At 69.1% G+C, this 19,698-nt stretch carries 16 protein-coding genes; 8 read left to right on the forward strand and 8 right to left on the reverse strand.

Annotated features, from left to right (window positions below; all coding sequences use genetic code 11):
* From A5648_RS11370 to lpqB, 4 genes are read left to right on the forward strand one after another with little or no spacing between them, the layout of a single operon-like run.
* Window positions 1–630 (forward strand): dTMP kinase, encoded by a 630-nt coding sequence (locus A5648_RS11370; protein ID WP_065024638.1) that lies wholly within the window; start codon window positions 1–3, stop codon window positions 628–630.
* 51 nt (window positions 631–681) lie between these two features.
* Complete coding sequence (mtrA, locus tag A5648_RS11375) at window positions 682–1,368, forward strand: two-component system response regulator MtrA (RefSeq protein ID WP_019737852.1); 687 nt, start codon at window positions 682–684, stop codon at window positions 1,366–1,368.
* A gap of 22 nt (window positions 1,369–1,390) precedes the next feature.
* Window positions 1,391–3,040 (forward strand): MtrAB system histidine kinase MtrB, encoded by a 1,650-nt coding sequence (gene mtrB / locus A5648_RS11380; protein WP_065024639.1) that lies wholly within the window; start codon window positions 1,391–1,393, stop codon window positions 3,038–3,040.
* Window positions 3,040–4,866: an MtrAB system accessory lipoprotein LpqB gene (lpqB, locus tag A5648_RS11385; RefSeq protein WP_234787399.1), complete on the forward strand. Its 1,827-nt coding sequence runs from the start codon at window positions 3,040–3,042 to the stop codon at window positions 4,864–4,866. Before mtrB ends, lpqB begins: the two co-directional genes overlap by 1 nt.
* A gap of 8 nt (window positions 4,867–4,874) precedes the next feature.
* Here the strand turns inward: lpqB and A5648_RS11390 are convergent, their stop codons facing one another.
* Complete coding sequence (locus A5648_RS11390; RefSeq protein ID WP_065024640.1) at window positions 4,875–6,317, reverse strand: WS/DGAT/MGAT family O-acyltransferase; 1,443 nt, start codon at window positions 6,315–6,317, stop codon at window positions 4,875–4,877.
* A gap of 238 nt (window positions 6,318–6,555) precedes the next feature.
* Between A5648_RS11390 and A5648_RS11395 the strand changes: the two genes are divergently transcribed.
* The gene (locus A5648_RS11395) at window positions 6,556–7,641 is read left to right on the forward strand and encodes an Acg family FMN-binding oxidoreductase (RefSeq protein WP_065024641.1); all 1,086 of its coding nucleotides are present in this window, start codon (window positions 6,556–6,558) and stop codon (window positions 7,639–7,641) included.
* Here A5648_RS11395 and A5648_RS11400 read toward each other — a convergent pair.
* From A5648_RS11400 to A5648_RS11425, 6 genes are all read right to left on the reverse strand, one after another.
* A complete protein-coding gene (locus A5648_RS11400; RefSeq protein WP_065024642.1) occupies window positions 7,577–9,286 on the reverse strand; it encodes a GAF domain-containing sensor histidine kinase in 1,710 nt (569 codons plus the stop codon). The two genes, A5648_RS11395 and A5648_RS11400, sit on opposite strands and share 65 nt — an antisense overlap.
* The gene (gene dosR / locus A5648_RS11405) at window positions 9,279–9,947 is read right to left on the reverse strand and encodes a hypoxia response regulator transcription factor DosR/DevR (protein WP_065024643.1); all 669 of its coding nucleotides are present in this window, start codon (window positions 9,945–9,947) and stop codon (window positions 9,279–9,281) included. The genes A5648_RS11400 and dosR overlap by 8 nt, the downstream gene beginning before the upstream one ends.
* Window positions 9,944–10,621, reverse strand: coding sequence for a universal stress protein (locus A5648_RS11410; protein WP_065024644.1), 678 nt, complete (start codon window positions 10,619–10,621; stop codon window positions 9,944–9,946). The genes dosR and A5648_RS11410 overlap by 4 nt, the downstream gene beginning before the upstream one ends.
* A gap of 94 nt (window positions 10,622–10,715) precedes the next feature.
* On the reverse strand, window positions 10,716–11,483 hold the full coding sequence (locus A5648_RS11415) for a slipin family protein (RefSeq protein ID WP_065024645.1): 768 nt from the start codon (window positions 11,481–11,483) through the stop codon (window positions 10,716–10,718).
* Complete coding sequence (locus tag A5648_RS11420) at window positions 11,476–12,132, reverse strand: hypothetical protein (protein WP_065024646.1); 657 nt, start codon at window positions 12,130–12,132, stop codon at window positions 11,476–11,478. Before A5648_RS11420 ends, A5648_RS11415 begins: the two co-directional genes overlap by 8 nt.
* 6 nt (window positions 12,133–12,138) lie before the next feature.
* Window positions 12,139–14,484 (reverse strand): nitric-oxide reductase large subunit, encoded by a 2,346-nt coding sequence (locus tag A5648_RS11425; protein WP_065024647.1) that lies wholly within the window; start codon window positions 14,482–14,484, stop codon window positions 12,139–12,141.
* A 178-nt stretch (window positions 14,485–14,662) separates the two neighbouring features.
* On the opposite strand from A5648_RS11425, the gene A5648_RS11430 reads away from it, so the two are divergent.
* From A5648_RS11430 to secA, 3 genes are all read left to right on the forward strand, one after another.
* Entirely contained in the window at window positions 14,663–15,310 is a 648-nt protein-coding gene (locus A5648_RS11430; RefSeq protein WP_065024648.1) for a ComF family protein, read from the forward strand.
* Window positions 15,311–15,441: 131 nt separating this feature from the next.
* Entirely contained in the window at window positions 15,442–16,146 is a 705-nt protein-coding gene (gene hpf, locus A5648_RS11435) for a ribosome hibernation-promoting factor, HPF/YfiA family (protein WP_082966436.1), read from the forward strand.
* 108 nt (window positions 16,147–16,254) lie between these two features.
* Window positions 16,255–19,035 (forward strand): preprotein translocase subunit SecA, encoded by a 2,781-nt coding sequence (secA, locus tag A5648_RS11440; RefSeq protein ID WP_065024650.1) that lies wholly within the window; start codon window positions 16,255–16,257, stop codon window positions 19,033–19,035.
* A gap of 24 nt (window positions 19,036–19,059) precedes the next feature.
* Here the strand turns inward: secA and A5648_RS11445 are convergent, their stop codons facing one another.
* The gene (locus tag A5648_RS11445) at window positions 19,060–19,644 is read right to left on the reverse strand and encodes an Rv3235 family protein (protein WP_065024651.1); all 585 of its coding nucleotides are present in this window, start codon (window positions 19,642–19,644) and stop codon (window positions 19,060–19,062) included.
* Window positions 19,645–19,698 lie beyond the last annotated feature (54 nt).

A 19,698-nucleotide genomic window follows, 5' to 3' on the forward strand; every position in this document is an offset into this window, starting at 1 on the left:
GTGCTGATTGCGATCGAAGGGGTCGACGGCGCCGGCAAGAACACCCTGAGCCGGGGCCTGCGGACGGCGTTCGAAGCCGCCGGGAAATCGGTGGCCACCTGCGCGTTCCCGCGCTACGGCAGCTCGGTGACCGCCGACGTCGCCGCCGAGGCGCTGCGCGGGCAGCACGGCGACCTGGCCGATTCGGTGTACGCGATGGCGTTGCTGTTCGCGCTGGACCGGGCCGGCGCCAAAGAGGAGATCGCGAGCCTGCACACCAGCAACGACGTGGTGATCCTGGACCGGTATGTGGCCTCCAGTGCGGCCTACAGCGCAGCCCGGCTGCATCAGGACGCCGACGGCGAGGTGGTGGGCTGGGTGCGGCAGCTGGAATTCGAGCGGCTGCAGCTGCCCGCGCCGGACTGGCAGATCCTCCTGGACGTCCCCGCCGAGCTCGCCGCCCAGCGCGCCCGGAATCGCGAGGTGCACGACACCGCCCGGGCCCGCGACAGCTACGAGCGCGACGACGGCCTGCAGCGCCGCACCGGCGAGGTGTACCGCGGACTGGCCCGGGCCGGGTTCGCCGGGCGGTGGCAGCTGGCCGGCCCGACGGTCTCGGCGGCCGAGCTGGCCGGCGTTCTGCACGTTTAACCTGCGAAACACGCGCGTGGTAGCAGGATTTTGTCTCGATCTGATGACACGATGTACGCCATGAGGCAAAGGATTCTCGTCGTCGACGACGACGCTTCGCTGGCCGAGATGCTCACCATCGTGCTGCGTGGGGAGGGTTTCGACACCGCGGTCGTCGGTGACGGCACCCAGGCGCTCACCGCGGTGCACGAGCTGCGGCCCGATCTGGTGCTGCTGGACCTGATGCTGCCCGGCATGAACGGCATCGACGTGTGCCGGGTGCTGCGCAAGGACTCCGGGGTGCCGATCGTGATGCTCACCGCCAAGACCGACACCGTCGACGTGGTGCTCGGTCTGGAGTCGGGCGCCGACGACTACATCATGAAGCCGTTCAAGCCCAAGGAACTGGTGGCCCGGGTGCGCGCGCGGCTGCGCCGCAACGACGACGAGCCTGCCGAGATGCTCTCCATCGCCGACATCGACATCGATGTACCGGCGCACAAGGTGAGTCGTGCCGGTGAGCAGATCTCCCTGACGCCGTTGGAGTTCGACCTGCTGGTGGCCCTGGCACGCAAGCCGCGCCAGGTGTTTACTCGTGAAGTGCTCCTCGAACAGGTCTGGGGATACCGGCATCCGGCCGACACCCGGCTGGTGAACGTGCACGTCCAGCGCCTGCGGGCCAAGGTGGAGCAAGACCCGGAGAACCCGACCGTGGTGCTGACCGTTCGAGGAGTGGGTTACAAGGCCGGACCTCCGTGATCCCCACCGGGGAGCGGCGCACGTGATCTTCAGCTCCAGACGGCGCCCCCGGCGGTCGGGTCCCCTGCTGCTCGGCGTGAACACGCTGCGCCGCGCGGTGCAGGTCGCCTGGCGCCGGTCACTGCAGCTGCGGGTCGTGGTGCTCACGATGGGGTTGTCGGCTGCGGTCATCCTGGCGCTCGGATTCGTTTTGACCAGCCAGATCACCGACCGGGTGCTGGACGTCAAGGTTCGGGCGGCGACCGAGCAGATCGAGCGGGCCCGCGTCACGGCCGGCGGCATCGTCGGCGGTGAGGAGGCCCGTTCGCTGACCTCGAGCCTGCAACTGGCCCGCAACACGCTGATGAGCAAAACCGGCCCGGCCGCCGGCAGCGGAACCGCGGGCGCGTTCGACGCGGTGCTGGTGGTGCTCGGCGAAGGCCCGCGGGCGGCGACCACCGCCGGGCCGGTCGAGCAGGTGCCGGCCGCACTGCGCGAATTCGTCAAGGCCGGTCAGGTCAGCTACCAGTACGCCCCCGTGCACGTGGAGGGGTTTTCCGGCCCGGCGCTGGTGATCGGGACGCCGACGACGTCGCGGATCACCAACCTGGAGCTGTACCTGATCTACCCGCTGGGGACCGAGCGCAACACGATCAGCATGGTGCGCGGCACCATCGCCACCGGCGGCCTGGTGCTGCTGGTGCTGCTGGCCGGCATTGCGCTTTTGGTGTCCCGGCAGGTGGTGCTGCCGGTGCGGTCGGCCTCGCGGATCGCCGAACGGTTCGCTGAGGGGCACCTGTCCGAACGCATGCCGGTCCGCGGCGAAGACGACATGGCCCGGCTCGCGGTCTCGTTCAACGACATGGCCGAGAGTCTGTCGCGCCAGATCACCCAGCTCGAAGAGTTCGGTAACCTGCAGCGCCGGTTCACCTCCGACGTCAGCCATGAGCTGCGCACCCCGCTGACCACCGTGCGGATGGCCGCCGACCTCATCCACGACCACAGCGAAGACCTGGAGCCCTCGCTGCGACGCTCCACCGAGCTGCTGGTCAGCGAACTCGACCGGTTCGAGTCCTTGCTCAACGACCTGCTGGAGATCTCCCGGCACGACGCCGGGGTGGCCGAGCTGTCGGTGGAGTCGGTGGACCTGCGCTCGACGGTCAAGAGCGCGCTGGACAACGTGGGACATCTGGCCGCCGAGGCCGGCGTCGAGCTGCGGGTGGACCTGCCGGGCGAAGGAGTGATCGCCGAGGTGGATCCGCGCCGGGTGGAACGCATCCTGCGCAACCTGATCGCCAATGCGATCGACCACGCCGAGCACAAGCCGGTGGTGATCCGGATGCGCGCCGACGACGACACCGTCGCGGTCACGGTCCGCGACCACGGGGTGGGGTTGCGGCCGGGGGAGGAGAAGCTGGTGTTCAGCCGGTTCTGGCGCGCTGACCCCTCGCGGGTGCGGCGCTCCGGGGGGACCGGGCTGGGGCTGGCGATCAGCGTCGAGGACGCCCGGCTGCACCAGGGCCGGCTGGAGGCCTGGGGCGAACCCGGCAAGGGCGCCTGCTTCCGGCTGACCCTGCCGCTGGTGCGCGGCCACAAGGTCACCACCAGCCCGCTGCCGATGAAGCCGGTGACCGCCGCCGAGCGCCGCGAGCTTCGGCAGCGAGCGCGTGAACACGCCGAGCGGAGCGGGTGATGGCGCGGGTTCGGATGCGGCGGTCCAGCTTCGTCTCTCCTGCGTCGAGCCTCGCTAACCGCCGGCTGCGCGCGGTGGCGCTGATACCCGCCCTGGTAAGTACCGCCCTGGCGTTGGCGGGCTGCGCCGGAGTGCCCAGCACATCGGCCCCGCAGGCGATCGGCACCGTGCAGGCGCCGCCGCCGACGGTGCTGCCCAAACCCACCCCGGGCATGGACCCCGATGTGTTGCTGCGCGAATTCCTCAAGGCGACCGCCGACCCGGCCAACCGGCACCGCGCGGCACGGCAGTTCCTCACCCAGTCGGCGTCGGATGCCTGGGACGACGCCGGCAGTGCGCTGCTGATCGACAACGTGGTGTTCGTCGAGACCCGCAGCGCCGACCGGGTTGCGGTCACCATGCGCGCCGACATGCTGGGTTCGCTGTCGGACATGGGGGTGTTCGAGACCGCCGAGGGCGCCCTGCCCGCCCCGGAGCCGATCGAACTGCTCAAGACCTCCGACGGCTGGCGCATCGACCGGCTGCCCAACGGAGTCTTCTTGGACTGGCAGCAGTTTCAGGCCACCTACAAGCGCAACACGCTGTATTTCGTCGACCCGACCGGCAAGACGGTGGTTCCCGATCCGCGCTACGTCGCGGTGTCCGACCCCGACCAGTTGGCCACCGAGCTGGTGTCCAAGCTGATCGCCGGCCCGCGCCCGGAGATGGCCGGTGTGCGCAACCTGCTGGCGGCACCGTTGCGGCTGCGCGGTCCGGTGACCCGGGCCGACGGCGGCAAGAGCGGGGTGGGCCGCGGCTACGGTGGGGCGAAGATCGACCTGGACAGCCTGTCGACCACCGACCCCAACAGCAGGCAATTGCTTGCCGCCCAACTGATCTGGACGCTGGCGCGGGCGGATATCAAGGGCCCGTACGTGATCACTGCCGACGGTGCGGCGCTCGACGACCGGTTCCCGGATGGCTGGACGACCTCCGATGTGGCCACCACCGACCCGGGCGCCTCCGACGGCGCCGGCGCCGGAATACATGCGCTGGTCGGCGGGTCGCTGCTCGTCCTGGACGGACAGCAGGCCAACCGGGTGCCCGGGGCGTTCGGGCGGGAACCCGACCAGGAGGCGGCGGCGTTGTCGCGCAACGGACGTCAGGTGGCCTCGGTGGTGGTGCACCCGGGTGCCCCCGACCCGCCGGCCACGTTGTGGATCGGAGACCTCGGCGGCGAGGCGGTGCAGGCCGCCGAGGGGCACACCTTGTCGCGGCCGAGCTGGTCGCTGGACGAAGCGGTATGGGTGGTCGTGGACGGCAACAACGTGCTGCGCGCGATCCAAGAGGTGGCCTCGGGGCGCCCGGCCCGGATCCCGGTGGACTCCGGGGCGATCAACGCGCGGTTCCCCGGACCGATCAGCGAGCTGCAGCTGTCCCGCGACGGCACCCGGGCCGCCATGGTGATCGGCGGACAGGTGATCCTGGCCGGCGTCGAGCAGACCGCGGCCGGCCAGTTCGTGCTGAACTATCCGCGCCGGCTGGGCTTCGGGCTCGGCTCCTCGGTGGTGTCGCTGAGCTGGCGCACCGGCGACGACATCGTGGTGAGCCGATCCGACCCGAAGCACCCGGTGTCCTACGTCAACATCGACGGGGTGAACTCCGATGCGCCCAACGGCAATCTGCAGCTGCCGGTGTCCACGATCGTCGCCGACCCGTCCACGGTCTATGTGGCCGACCCGCGCGGGGTGTTGGCGCTGTCGTCGTCGCGGGCCGAGGACGAACAGAGCTGGTCGCCGCTGGGCCCGTTCATGGTCGCCGGCGCACAGCCGGTGCTGCCGGGCTGAGCCCCAGCTCAGCCGGTCGCCACCAGCGACGGGCGCCGGTGTTCGGCGTGCTCCCGGTTGGTCTTGCGCCGCTTGGCGGCGGCCACCAGCCGGGCCACCGCCGTCTCGATGCTGCGGGCGAATTCGTCGACGTCGGGCATGGTGTCGTAGTCGGCCAGTACGCCGAAGAACAGGCTCTCGGCGTAGCTCAGCATCGCCACCCCGGTACGCAGCTGCAGCGCGATCGGCGGCACCGGAAGCACGTCGAGCACCGTGCGGCCCATGATGTGCAGGGTCTGCGACGGACCCGGCACATTGGTCGCGATGGTGGTGACGCCCTGCTGAGGCAGCCGCGTCAACAGCCGCACCGCCCATGCGGTCAGCGGGAACGGAATGTGGTTGGCCGCCGAGACGAACGCACTGCCGGCCTGGCGCTGCCCGGTGCGCTTGGTTCGGCTCAGCCGCGCGTGCACCAGTTTCAGCCGCCGCACCGGGTTGTCCTCCTCCACCGGCAGGTAGGGCAGCATCACCGACACCCGGTTGTCGGTCGCGTCGACGGCGCCGCCGCCGCGGGTGGACACCGGCACCAACGTGCGCAGCGTTTCGGGCAGCGGGCGTTCGCCGCGGCGGTGCAGCATGCCGCGGTAGGCCTCGGTCAAACCGGCCAGCGCGACATCGTTGAGGGTCACGTCGAACGCCTGACAGATCTGGTGGACGTCGGCGAGCGATACCTTCGCCGAGCTGTACCGGCGCATCGCGCTCATCGGTCCGTTCAACGAGGTGGGGGTGCCCTGGTGCAGCAGCCCGGCCGACAACTCGACGGTGCCGCGGGCGGCCCGTAGGGCCGCGGCGCTGATCGCGGTCGACACATTCCACAGATCGGCGGCCCAGGCCGCAGGGCTGGTGTTCACGGCGGGAAGTCCGAAATGCCATTCGCCCGAATGCGATTCGTGCGAGCCTCGAAGGTGGCCGGCGAAACTCGCCACCCCGTCGCCGAGGTCGTCGCTTTCATCGCAGAGCCCGGTGAACAGGTGCGAGGTCGCGATCCCGTCGCCGATACAGTGGTGAATTTTGACCAGCATGGCCCACCGGTCGCCGGTCAGCCCCTCGATCACCCAGATGTGCCACAGCGGCCGATCCCTATCCAGCCGGCGCGCCATCTGGTCGGCGACGAAGCCGAACAGTTCGGCGTCGCCGCCCGGGTCCGGCAGCGCGACCCGCCGCAGGTGATGCGCCATGTCGAAATCGGGATCGGCCACCCACTGCGGCGGCGCCAGGTCGAACGGGTGCACCAGCAGTTTCTGGCCGAACCGCCGGCAGCCGCTGATCCGCGCACCCAACGCGGAGATCAGGGCGGCGTAATCCGGCGGCGGCCCTTCCAGGATGACCAGCCCGCCGATCGCCAGGCTGATGTGGCGGTCGGAGTCCTCGGCCTCGAGAAAACCCGCGTCCAGTGTGGTCAGTTGCTCCATGTTGCGGACCTCCTGCCTGCGTCCGCTCCTTATGATCCGCCCGCACCGGCCGGGGTCGGCAGGGCCAGAAGTCCCTACTCGCCGAAGCTTGCGACCCGGTGGCCCAAAGTCCTTTCCAGCCGGGGCCTTCCTGCCCTGTGCGGGCCTACCGGCCCAGGAGCATGGTGAAAAAGTCACGGGTCCTTGGGTTCGGTGCCAGATCGGCTCAAGACCGTGCCGGAAGAACGGGGACCGGATCATGGATGACCAGCCTGCCGGCTACCCGGACCCCGCGGCCGTCCGGGAGACCGTTCGCACTGCGCTCGAGCTGGCGATCCGCGCACCGTCGGTGCACAATTCCCAGCCGTGGCGCTGGCGGGTGCAGACGGCGACACAGCCGCCTCGGCTGGAGCTGTTCGCCGACCTCGGCCTGCACCTGCGCAGCGTGGATCCCGACGGCCGCGGTCTGATCCTGAGTTGCGGCGCGGCGCTGCACCATTGCGTGGTCGCCCTCGCCGCGCTGGGTTGGCGCAGCAAGGTCCACCGGCTGCCCGATCCGGCCCACCCCGAGCACCTGGCGTCGATCGAACTGTTCGGGCCCGATCCGGGGCGGCCGCCCGAACAGGCCGACGTGGCACTGGCTGCGGCGATACCGCGGCGGCGCACCGACCGCCGCTACTTCAGCGGCTGGCCGGTGGCGGCGGCCGACGTTGCGTTGATGGGTGCCCGCGCCGCCCGCGCGGGGGTGATGCTGCGCCGAATCGACGCGCTCGACCGGCTGAATGCGGTTGTGGCGCAAGCTGTCTTCGCCCACCGCGGCGACTATGACTACCTCGCCGAGCTGGCGAGGTGGAGCGGTCGGTACGGGTCGGTGGCCGGCGTTCCGGCACGCAGTGTTCCGGCGCCGAGTGCCGGCACGCCGATTCCGGGGCGGCTGTTCGCCGACCCGCTGCTGGCCCAGCCGCCCGGTGCCGGTCCGGCCGAGGACCGCGCGGTGATGCTGGCGTTGGGCACCGACGACGACGACCGGCTGGCGCAGCTGCGTGCCGGTGAGGCCACCAGCGTGGTGTTGCTGACCGCGACGGCGCTGGGGTTGGCCAGCTGCCCGGTCACCGAGCCGCTCGAGATCGCCGAAACCCGGGCCGCGGTGCGCCGCGACGTCTTCGGCACCAGCGGCTATCCGCAGATGTTGCTGCGGGTGGGCTGGGCCCCGATCAACGCCGACCCGCTGCCGGCGACCCCGCGACGCTTCCTCGATGACATCGTGGAATGGCTGCCTGCTACGTCATCAGCGGTGCGGACCAGCGCAGTACGGTGCCGCCGCCCGGGGCCGGTTCGATGCTGAAGGTCCCGCCGGCCTGCGCGGCGCGCTGGCGCAGGTTGTCCAGGCCGCTGGGGGTGATGACCTCCGGCATCCCGCGGCCGTTGTCGGTCACCTCGATGGCCAGGTCGTCTTCGACCTTGATCTGCACGCTCAACGCGGTGGCGCCGGAATGCCGAACCGCATTGCTGACCGCCTCGGAGACCACCGCCTCGGCGTGATCGGCCAGCGGTGGTTCGACCACCGACAGCGGGCCGACGAACTGCACGGTGGTGTGCAGCCCCGATCCGGAGAACTGCGAGACGGCGTTGTCCAGCCGTTGCCGCAGCCGGGTCACCGCCGAGGAGGCCCCGTGCAGATCGAAGATGGTGGTGCGGATCTCGCCGATGATCTCCTGCAGGTCATCCACCGCGTCGCTCAACCGGCGCTGCACCGCGGCGGAGCGGGCCCGCGGAATGGTGCCCTGCAAGGACAACCCGACCGCGAACAGCCGCTGGATCACATGGTCATGAAGGTCGCGGGCGATGCGATCCCGGTCGGTGACCACGTCGAGTTCGTGCATGCGGCGCTGCGACGTGGCCAACTGCCAGGCCAACGCGGCCTGGTCGGCGAACGCGGCCATCATGTCGAGTTGTTCGACGCTGAACGGATTCGCGGTGCCGTTTCGCGCCACCACGACGACGCCGGCCACCGCGTCCGCGGCGCGCAACGGCAGAATCAGCGCCGGGCCGGTCACGTCGACGCCGGTCAGCCCCAGTCGGTCCACCTTGCGCGGCATGCGCTGGGCGAATGCCTCGCCGACCGGAGACCCGGCGACCGGGATGGTGTCACCGGCGATCGTCTCCATTGCCGCGCCCAAGGTTTCGACCACCAGGAGTTCTTTGACGTCCGCGTCGAAGGTGTCCGCTTCCAGCGGGATGGCCACCAGCGCCGACTCGGCGCCGGTGAGCTTGCTGGCTTCCTCAGCGATCAGCCGGAACACCGTGCTGGGATCGGTTCCGGACAACAGTTCGGTGGCGATGTCACGGGTGGATTCGATCCAGGATTGGCGCGCCTTGGCCTGTGCGTACAACCGGGCGTTGGCGATGGCGATCCCGGCGGCGGCCGCCAGTGCCTGTACCAGCACTTCGTCGTCCTCGCTGAACGGCAGCCCATTGGCCTTCTCGGTGAGATACAGATTGCCGAAGACCTCGTCCTGCACCCCCACCGGCACGCCGAGGAAGGTGCGCATTATCGGGTGGTATGACGGAAACCCCACCGACGCAGGGTGTTTGGTGAGGTCATCGAGGCGCAGCGGGCGGGGCTCGTCGATCAGCAGGCCCACCACGCCCATGCCTTCGGGCAGCCGCCCGATCCGCGCGAAGGTGTCGTCGTCGATGCCCTCGTAGACGAACTCCCGCATCCGGCGGTCGTGGTCGTGCACTTCCAGCGCACCGTATTTGGCCTCGACCAGGTTGGTGGCGGTCTGCACGATGGAGCGCAGTGTGGCGTCGAGCTCCAGCCCGGAGGTAACCACCAGCATCGCCGCCAGGAGACCGTCGAGGCGGTCGCGGCCCTCCACGATCTGCTCGACCCGGTCCTGCACTCCGACCAGCAGTTCGCGTAGCCGCAACTGGGACAGCGTGTCGCGCAGGGGGCCCGGGCCGTCGGGGGATGCGTCGTCAGACATTCCGCGAGCGCTCGAGTTTGGTGGCGAAGACGGCGGCCTGGGTTCGGCGTTCCATGCCCAGCTTGGCCAGCAGTCGCGACACATAGTTCTTCACGGTTTTCTCCGCCAGGAACATCCGGTCGGCGATCTGCTTGTTGGTCAGGCCTTCGGCGAGCAGGCCCAGCAGGATGCGTTCCTGTTCGGACAGCCCCGACAGGGGGTCGGGTTTGGCGGTGGCGCCGCGAAGTTTGGCCATCAGTGCGGCGGCGGCACGGTTGTCGAGCAGCGAGCGTCCGGCGCCGACGTCCTTGACGGCGCGGGCCAGCTCCATGCCCTTGATGTCCTTGACGATGTAGCCGCTGGCACCGGCCAGGATGGCATCGAGCATCGCCTCGTCGGAGGTGAACGAGGTGAGGATCAGGCAGCGCAGCTCCGGCATGCGGGACAGCAGATCACGGCACAGCTCGATGCCGTTGCCGTCCGGCAGGCGTACGTCGAGCACCGCCACGTCGGGCCGCAGGGCCGGGATGCGCGCCAGCGCCTCGGCGACCGATCCGGCCTCGCCGACGACGTCGAGTTCCGGATCGGCGCCGAGCAGGTCGATCAGGCCGCGGCGCACCACTTCGTGATCGTCGACCAGAAAGACCGTGACGGTGGCGCGCCCTTTCGCCGCGGCGGTCATCGCGGCGTCCCGCCGACGGTGAGCACCGAACAGCCGCCGGTGCCGCCGGCCCAGCCCAGGCTGCGCCGATCGCGAGTTCCCGAGACGAACAGCTGGATCGACCCGGCGTGCGCGGCGAGGTAGCCCTCGACGTCACCGGAGGTGACCAGCCGCAGCGGCGCGTGACGCAGCTCGGCTTCGGCCCTGGCCCATCCCAGCACGGTCTTATTGTCCGGTGACGCATCGATTTCGGCAACGATCGCCCCGTCGTGTCGGGGAGTGCCGGGACCGCGGATCACGGCCACCGGGCAGTCGGTCGATCCGGCCAGCGCCGCGGCGGTCGAACCGGCGCGATGGCAGGTGTGGGCCACCCCGACCGATCCCACCACGACCATTGCCGCCGAGTGGGACAGTTCGATCAAGGTGGCGAGCGGGTTTCCGTGCAGCGCCTCGGTTTCGATCTGCGCGCCGGCGGCGGCCCGGGCCGCCTGGCGGGCCTGCGACAGTGCGCTGGAGGCGGCGGCCTGCGGGTCGGGGGGATCGGCCGGATCGCCGGCCGAATGGATGACATAGACCAGCTTCAGCGGCAGGTTCCGATCGGCCGCTTCGCCGGCCGCCCAGACCGCGGCGCTGTGCGCGGCCGGTGACCCGTCGATACCGACGACGACCGCCTGTGTTGACTCCCGATCACCCATGATGGCTCCCGACTGGCCGGCCGGACGTCGACCGCGCCCGGCACTGCCCAGGGTAACCGCGCCGACACGCCGAGAGCAGTGCCATTGGTCCATATCAGCGTCTGGGTGCGCCGCCCCCCAGAAACGGGGTGATGATGTCCACCGGCAGCGGGAAGACCACGGTGGAGTTCTGGTCGGCGCCGAGCTCCAAAAGGGTTTGCAGGTAACGCAGTTGCAGCGACGCGGGATTGCGCGACAGCGTCTCGGCGGCCTGGCTCAGTTCCTCGGAGGCCTGCAGCTCACCGCGGGCGTTGATCACCTTCGCGCGCCGTTCGCGCTCGGCCTCGGCTTCGCGGGCCATCGCGCGCTGCATCGACTCCGGGATCTCCACGTCCTTGATCTCGACCACCCGGACCTGCACGCCCCACGGCTCGGTCTGGGTGTCGATGATGGTGCGCAGGTCGGCGTTCAGGTCGTCTCGGTGCGCCAGCAGGGTGTCCAGATCGGCCCGGCCCAGCAGCGAGCGCAGGGTGGTCTGGGCGATCTGGGAGGTGGCCACCGCGTAGTTCTCCACCGCGAGAATCGCTTTGAGCGGATCGACCACCTGGAACATCACCACCGCGTTCACCCGGGCGGGCACGTTGTCGCGGGTGATCACCTCCTGCGGGGGGATCGTCAGCGTCACCACCCGCTGGTCGACGCGGATCATCTTGTCCACCAGCGGAACCAGGATCCGCAGTCCCGGCTGATACAGGGGGCGGGCATGCCCGACCCGGAAGACGACGCCCCGCTCGTACTCCCGCAAAACGTGGATCGAGAAGTAGGCGAGCGCGGCCAGTACCGCGATCACGATCACCGCTACGGTGATCAGGCCCTCACTCATTGATGCGCTGCCTCCTCGAGCTGTCGGAAAAACCGCCCCAGCGGGTGGAGTATCGGTCGATGGCCGCTTCGACCTGGTCGAGTTGCGCCTGCGGGTCGATCCGGTGCGGTCTGTCGTGCGGGGCGTCCTGTGGGGGGTTTGAGGGAGTGTTCCACAGATGGCGGAGCAGGGGGGAGCCGCCGGCGAGCACGATCAGGATCGCTGCGGCCAGCACCAGCACATCGGCGGGCCGGTGGTTGCCGATCAGTGCCGCCAGCGGCATCACCACCCCGAATCCGGCCACCGCGCAGGCGATGCCACGGTGGAACCGGCCCGCCTCGGAATGCGGCCAGGGGTCGACCGGCCGGCTGATCTGCCGACCATGATTCGACGTGGTGCAGGTGTCCTTTACCGGGCAGGCGTTGCAGATCGACGGCGTCGCCTGGTACCGCATCACCCGGTTGTCCGGGTCGAACGAGGTCGGCCAGAGCCACTGGTCCTCCGGGCATTTCCAGGCGTCGTGATCTTCGTGGTAGGTGAACTTTCCGGTGCGCCACTGGGCGGCGCGATCGGAGGTCCGCTTGGCCATGCCGTCGAAGCCCCACGCGAACACGAGCAGGAGCAGCGCGTAGCCCGACATCAGCCACACCCATGCTCCCGGCATCGTCATCGTCGATCAGCCCTGTTTCGCGGCTTCGGTCTCGGTCGCGTCGGTCGCCACCGAGGTGTACAGCGCGTGCTCCGGCAGCTCGTCGACGGTCTGACCGGAACGGAAGTGCCGCAGTGCAATCCAGGCGATCCAGCAGAACGGCACGACGCCGCCGACGATCAGGATCGCATCGCCTGGCAACCGCAGCCACTCCAGCACCGCGTTGCCCGGCTGAGTGATGTAGCCCAGCGACCGCGCTTCGAAGTAGCCGGCGTTGACCGAGTGGAACAACTGCAGCACACCCAGTGGCAGCAGGGTGACGAACACCATCCAGGCCAGGCCGATGTTCATGCACCAGAACGACAGTCGGGCCAGCTTGTTCGGCCACTTGTCCGCCGGAATCACATACCGGAAGGCGAACATCGCCAGGGCCACCGCGAGCATGCCGTACACCCCGAACATCGCCGCGTGCGCGTGGTTGGCGGTCAGCGCGGTGCCGATCTCGTAGTAGGACACCACCGGAAGGTTGATCAGGAAGCCGAAGATGCCCGCGCCCAAGAAGTTCCAGAACCCGACCGCGACCAAGAACATCACCGCCCAGCGCGCCGGGAAGTTGTGCTCACCGCCGGCTTCCTGGCGAGCGCCCAGCTGCAGGAATGCCCATGCCTCCACGGTCAAGAAGGTCAGCGGGATGACCTCGGCGGCGGAGAAGAAGGCACCCAGCGCCATGTGTTCGACCGGGGTGCCGGAGAAGTACAGGTGGTGCATGGTGCCGATCACGCCGCCGGCGGAGTACAAGATGATGTCGAGGAAGATCACCAGCAGCGCAACCTTCTCCCGCACCACCCCGAGCTGGACGAACAGGTAGGCCACCATCGCGGTGGTGAACAGCTCCAGGAAGTCCTCGACCCACAGGTGCACCATCCAGAACCGCCAGAAGTCGGCGACCGAGAAGTGCGTCTCGCTGCCGGCGAGCAGGCTGACCGCGTAGAAGGCCGGGATGGTCAGGCCGGTGAAGAAGAACACCCAGGGCAGGTTCATCCGCGAGGTGCTGGCCAGCTTGGAGCGCATGCCGCGCCAGATGATGAAGATCCACAGGAACAACCCGACGATCAGCAACAGCTGGAATACCCGCGGCAGGTCCAGGAACTCCCACTGCTGCGACAGCACGGTGCCGGGCTCGACCTTGCCGAAGATCGACAGCGCCTCGAATCCCAGGGACCCGAAGACCACCACGGCGAGCGCTCCGAGCAGGCCGTAGACCAGCCACGACTGCTTGGCGGGCTCGCGGCGGGTGATGAAGGGCACCAAGAAGATGCCGCCGGCCAAAAACGCTGCGGCGGTCCAGAACAGCGACAGTTGCAGGTGCCAGGTGCGGGCCAGGTTGTAGGGCAGGAACTTGGCGAGGTCGATCCCGTAGAACTCCGCCAGGTCCGCGCGGTAGTGCTCGACGGCGCCGCCGAGCAGTGTCTGGATCAAGAACAGCACCGCGACGACGGCGAAGATCCAGACCGCGGCCCGCTGGGAGCGGGTCAGCGGCACCTCGCCGGGTTGACGGAACTCGAGCCTTGTCGTCTCGGCGCCGTGCCAGCCGATGTTCTGGCTCCACCGGCCGTAGACGGTGAACATGATCCCGATCCCGCCGAGCAGCGCGATGAGGGACAGCACCGACCACACCACGACCGATCCGGTGGGGCCGTTGTCCACGCGCGGCTCCGAGGGCCAGTTGTTGGTGTAGCTGTAGGCGTGGCCGGGCCGGTCGGCCGCCGACGCCCAAGCGGTCCAGGCGAAGAACGCGGTCACGTCGCGGATCTCGCCCGGGTCGGTCATCATGTGCGGCAGCAGGCCGTATTTGGTGGAGGCTTCGCCGAAATAGTCGGCGTAGTGCCGCTGGATATCGGTGAACGCGCGGGCCTGTTTGTCGGTGAAGACCAGGGTGCCGGTGTCGGCGTTGTAGCGGTTGGTCCGGAACTCGGCGACCACATCGTCGTGCGGGCTGGTCACGCCCTGCGCCTCGAACTGGCCGGTGACATTGTCGGTGGCCATCCGCAGGTATTCGGCGGTGTAGTCCGGGCCCAGGTAGGCGCCGTGGCCCAGCACCGAGCCGTACTGCATCAGTCCGCGGGCCTGGAACAGGGTTTGGCCGCGGGTGATGTCGTCGCCGGTGAACAGTTGTTGTCCGGTCTCGGTGACCACCTTGTCCGGCATCGGCATCGATGCGGTGTAGGTGCGGTAGGCCAGGATGCCCATCACCAGGAATCCGAAGATCATCACCAGGGCCACGCCTTGGGCCCAGCCTTTGCCGATCAACGCCGTGGCGCCACCGGATTCGGGCTCTGCTGACGTGTCCAACTGCGTTGGTTTGGAGGTCATGGACGGCGACGCTAACAGTATCGAGGAATAAAATTCGTGAATCTGTAAGGGACCTCACGGTTTCGGCGTTTGGTGATGCTGCTACTGCGGACTAAAGGCCCCTTGACATGCGAATACGACATGACGTAGCACGACTTTTAGGGGCCGGTTGTCGGTGGCCGGTGCCAGTCTCAGGCGCATGCTCGACGGTGGGTTGGATCTGGTGCTTCCCCGGCAGTGCGGTGGCTGCGGCGCCCCGGCCACCGGTTGGTGCGCCGGCTGCGCGGCGCAGCTCGCCGTCGGGCCCGACGAGCCCCGCCTGGCCAGTCCGCGGCTCGACCCGCAGGTGCCGGTGTTCGCGCTGGGCCGCTACGCCGGGGCCCGCCGTCAGGCGATAGTCGCGGTGAAGGAGCGGGGGCGCACCGACCTGATCGCGCCGCTGGCTCTACCGCTGGCCGTCGCGCTGTACCGGTTGCTGTGCTGGGGGATGCTCGACCTGCCGCTGACGATCATTCCCGCGCCCACCCGGCGCAGTGCCGCCCGCCGCCGCGGCGGTGACCCGATCGGGCGGATCGCGGCCGCGGCGTCGGCCCGGCTTCCAGGCCTCACGGTGGCGCCGGCGCTGCGGATGCGGGCACTGACCCGGGACTCGGTCGGGCTGGGCAGCGGCGCCCGCGAACGCAACGTCGACGGCCGGGTGGTGCTGAGCCGGCGCCGGCTGCCCCCCGGTGACGTACTGATCGTCGACGACGTCGTCACCACCGGCGCCACCCTGGCCGAGTCGGTGCGGGTGCTGCGTTCCGGCGGTGTTGCGGTGGCCGCGGCATTGGTGATCGCGGCGGCTTGATGGCGGTGCGGCCACCAACTCGCAACGGGTCCGTCAAAGCAGTGGCACGTATCCGGCGGCATGGCTACGGTCGTCATCAAGGACGGGAACCGTGAGTACGTGGTCGAGACGACGAGAAAAGAGTGTCGAGCATGGTAAGTCAATTCGTGGAAACCAGCCGTGCGCCGGTCGATGCCGACGAGAGCCTCGATCAGTCGGGCGCCGAAATCGTGGTCAAGGGCCGCAACGTCGAGATACCGGACCACTTTCGGGTCTATGTCTCGCAGAAGCTGGCCCGCCTGGAGCGGCTGGACCGTTCCATTCGCCTGTTCGACGTCGAGCTCAAGCACGCGAACAACCGCCGGCAGCGAAAGTCCTGCCAGCAGATCGACATCACCGCGCACGGCCGCGGGCCGGTGGTCCGGGGCGAGGCCCGTGCCAACAGCTTCTACGCCGCCTTCGAGGCCGCGATCGACCGCCTGGAGAGCCGGCTGCGCCGAGGCAAAGGCCGCCGCAACGTCTCCTACGGCGACAAGACTCCGGTCTCGGTGGCCGAGGCGACCGCGCTGGATCCGGAACTCCTGGCTGCGGCGTTCAACCGGGACGGCATCGCCGAACCGGACCGCGACGGGTCCGGGCACACCGACGGCGCGCTGCATGATGGCCACGACCACGAACCGGGCCAGATCGTCCGCACCAAGGAGCACTCCGCGACGCCGATGTCCGTCGACGATGCGCTGTATGAGATGGAACTCGTCGGGCACGACTTCTTCCTGTTCCATGACAAGCAGACCGACCAACCCTCGGTGGTCTATCGCCGGCACGCCTATGACTACGGCTTGATCCGTTTGGTGTGACGCCGTTTGAATGACACCGCCGGAACCCGGCGGGGCCGCCCCTTGCAACAGTGTCACCTACCATGGGTGACGCTCGATTAATGCCGAAGACTGAGTAGGGGACCAGCCGTGCTGTCCAAGTTGCTGCGTTTTGGTGAAGGCCGCATGGTCAAACGGCTCAGGAAGGTCGCCGACTACATCGACACGCTGTCCGGAGACGCCGAGGCGCTCACCGACGCGGAGTTGCGGGCCAAGACCGACGAGTTCCGGGAGCGCTACGAAGGCGGCGAATCCCTCGATGACCTGCTGCCGGAGGCGTTCGCGGTGGCTCGCGAGGCGGCCTGGCGGGTGCTGAGCCAGCGGCCGTTCCACGTGCAGCTGATGGGTGGGGCGGCGCTGCACTACGGCAACGTCGCGGAGATGAAAACCGGTGAGGGCAAGACCCTGACCTGTGTGCTGCCGGCCTACCTCAACGCGATCTCCGGCAAGGGCGTGCACGTCGTCACGGTCAACGACTACCTGGCCAAACGCGACGCCGAGTGGATGGGCCGCGTGCACCGCTTCCTGGGTCTGGAGGTCGGGGTGATCCTGTCTCAGATGACCCCCGACGAGCGGCGGGTCGCCTACAACGCCGACGTCACCTACGGCACCAACAACGAGTTCGGCTTCGACTACCTGCGCGACAACATGGCGCATTCGCTGGAGCAGCTGGTGCAGCGCCCGCACAACTTCGCCATCGTCGACGAGGTGGACTCGATCCTGATCGACGAGGCGCGCACCCCGCTGATCATCTCCGGGCCGGCCGATGGCGCCTCCAACTGGTACACCGAGTTCGCCCGGATCGTGCCGCTGATGGAAAAAGACGTCCACTATGAGGTGGACCTGCGCAAGCGCACCATCGGTGTGCACGAGCTCGGGGTGGAGTTCGTCGAGGACCAGCTGGGCATCGACAACCTCTACGAGGCAGCCAACTCGCCGCTGGTCAGCTACCTCAACAACGCCCTGAAGGCCAAAGAGCTGTTCAACCGCGACAAGGACTACATCGTCCGCAACGGCGAGGTGTTCATCGTCGACGACTTCACCGGCCGGGTGCTGGTCGGGCGGCGCTACAACGAGGGCATGCACCAGGCCATCGAGGCCAAGGAGCAGGTGGAGATCAAGGCCGAGAACCAGACGCTGGCCACCATCACCTTGCAGAACTACTTCCGGCTCTACGACAAACTCGCCGGGATGACCGGCACCGCCGAGACCGAAGCCGCCGAGCTGCACGAGATCTACAAGCTGGGCGTGGTGCCGATCCCGACCAACAAGCCGATGGCGCGCACCGACCAGATCGACCTCATCTACAAGACCGAGGAGGCCAAGTTCGCCGCGGTCGTCGACGACCTGGCCGAACGCTACGAGAAGGGTCAGCCGGTGCTGATCGGCACCACCAGCGTCGAGCGCTCGGAGTACCTGTCCAAGCAGCTGACCAAGCGGCGCGTCCCGCACAATGTGCTCAACGCCAAGCAGCATGAGCGCGAGGCGCACATCATCGCCGAGGCGGGCCGGCGCGGTGCGATCACCGTGGCGACCAACATGGCCGGCCGCGGCACCGACATCGTGCTCGGCGGCAACCCGGACTTTCTGGCCGACCAGAAGCTGCGCAACCAGGGCCTGGACCCGGTCGAAACCCCCGAGGAGTACGAGGCCGCCTGGGACGAGACGCTCACCGCGATCAAGGCGGAGGCGGCCGCCGAGGCCAAGGAAGTGATCGAGGCCGGCGGTCTCTACGTGCTGGGCACCGAGCGGCACGAGTCGCGGCGCATCGACAACCAGCTGCGCGGCCGGTCCGGCCGCCAGGGCGACCCCGGCGAGTCGCGGTTCTATCTGTCGCTGGGTGACGAGTTGATGCGCCGGTTCAACGGTGCGGCACTGGAGTCACTGCTGACCCGGCTGAACCTGCCCGACGACGTGCCGATCGAGGCGAAGATGGTCAATCGGGCGATCAAGAGCGCCCAGACCCAGGTCGAGCAGCAGAACTTCGAGATCCGCAAGAACGTCCTCAAGTACGACGAGGTGATGAACCAGCAGCGCAAGGTGATCTACGCCGAGCGCCGCCGGATCCTCGACGGCGAGAACCTGGCCGAGCAGGCCCACGACATGCTCGTCGACGTGATCACCGCCTACGTCAACGGCGCCACCGGCGAGGGCTACGCCGAGGACTGGGATCTCGAACAATTGTGGACCGCGCTGAAGACGCTGTACCCGGTCGGCATCGACTACCACGAACTGCTGCACGCCGCCGACGTCGGTGAGGCTGACGACCTGACCCGCGAGGAGCTGCTCGAGGCGCTGCTCGCCGACGCCGAGAATGCCTACGCCGCGCGCGAGGCCGAGGTCGACGGCACCGCCGGGGCCGGCGCCATGCGGGAGCTGGAACGCGGCGTGCTGCTGTCCGTCCTGGACCGCAAGTGGCGCGAGCACCTCTATGAGATGGACTACCTCAAGGAGGGCATCGGCCTGCGGGCGATGGCGCAGCGCGACCCGCTGGTGGAATACCAGCGCGAGGGCTTCGACATGTTCACCGGCATGCTCGACGGGCTCAAAGAGGAATCGGTCGGCTTCCTGTTCAACGTCGCCGTCGAGGCCGCACCGGCGCCGTCGGTGGCACCGGTGGACGCTCCGCAGGGGCTGGCGGAATTCGGGTTGCGCGCCAAGGGAATCGACGGCGCCAACGGGGCCAAGGGCGCCGACGGCGCCGACGGTACCGCGGGGCTGACCTACTCCGGTCCCGACGAGGACGGCTCGGCGCAGGTGCGGCGCAGCCGCGACCTGCAGCCGGCGGGTGCGGCATCGCGGCGTGAGCGCCGGGAGGCGGCCCGCCGCGAAGGCCGCGGACCCAAACCGCCCAAGACGCGCAAGAGCTGACCGCCCGCAACCAGCGCGAAGCCCTCAGCCGATGTGCAGGGCGACGATCTGCCAGGCCATCACAGCGCCGGGTCCGGCCACCCGCTCGATGCGGCAGGCCAGCGCATGCGTACGCCGGCCACGCCGGTAGGTGCCGAACGCCTCGACGGCGCTGGTCGGCTCGGCGGGTTCATGCGGCGGTCCCAGCTTCGCCTCTCCTTCGTCGAGGCTCGCTGAACCGCCGGAATCGACCTGTTGCACGCGCACCCGCTGCAGTGTCGCCGGCCCGCCTCGGGCCCTGTCGACGGGCCGCGCCGCCAGTACCGATTCGGCCAGCCCGGTGGCCAGCAGCGGATGCAGATGCGCCGTTGGACGACGCCCATCGATGGCCTCCAGGACCCGGCGTAGCGCGGCGTCGGCGAAGACCGCGGCCGACTGCAGTGGGCCGGCCAGCCCGCCTCGCGCCGGCCGGTGCGGCCACAGTCCCGGCGGATGCCCGCGGCGCGGCCGCGACGAGGGCGCCGATACCGGCGGTACGGGCCGGCACGGAACCGCCGCGCGCGCCGGTGGTTCGTAGTCGATGACCGGCGCGACGCTCGAGCGCACGGGCGGGTTCGGGTTGAGGGTCACAGCAGCTCTCCACGAGTCGATCCGATCGGACAGCCCTGCTGGAGAGTGGCAGGA

It is taken from the genome of Mycolicibacter sinensis (genome assembly GCF_001673565.1).
GTDB classification, from domain to species: Bacteria; Actinomycetota; Actinomycetes; order Mycobacteriales; family Mycobacteriaceae; genus Mycobacterium; species Mycobacterium sinense_C.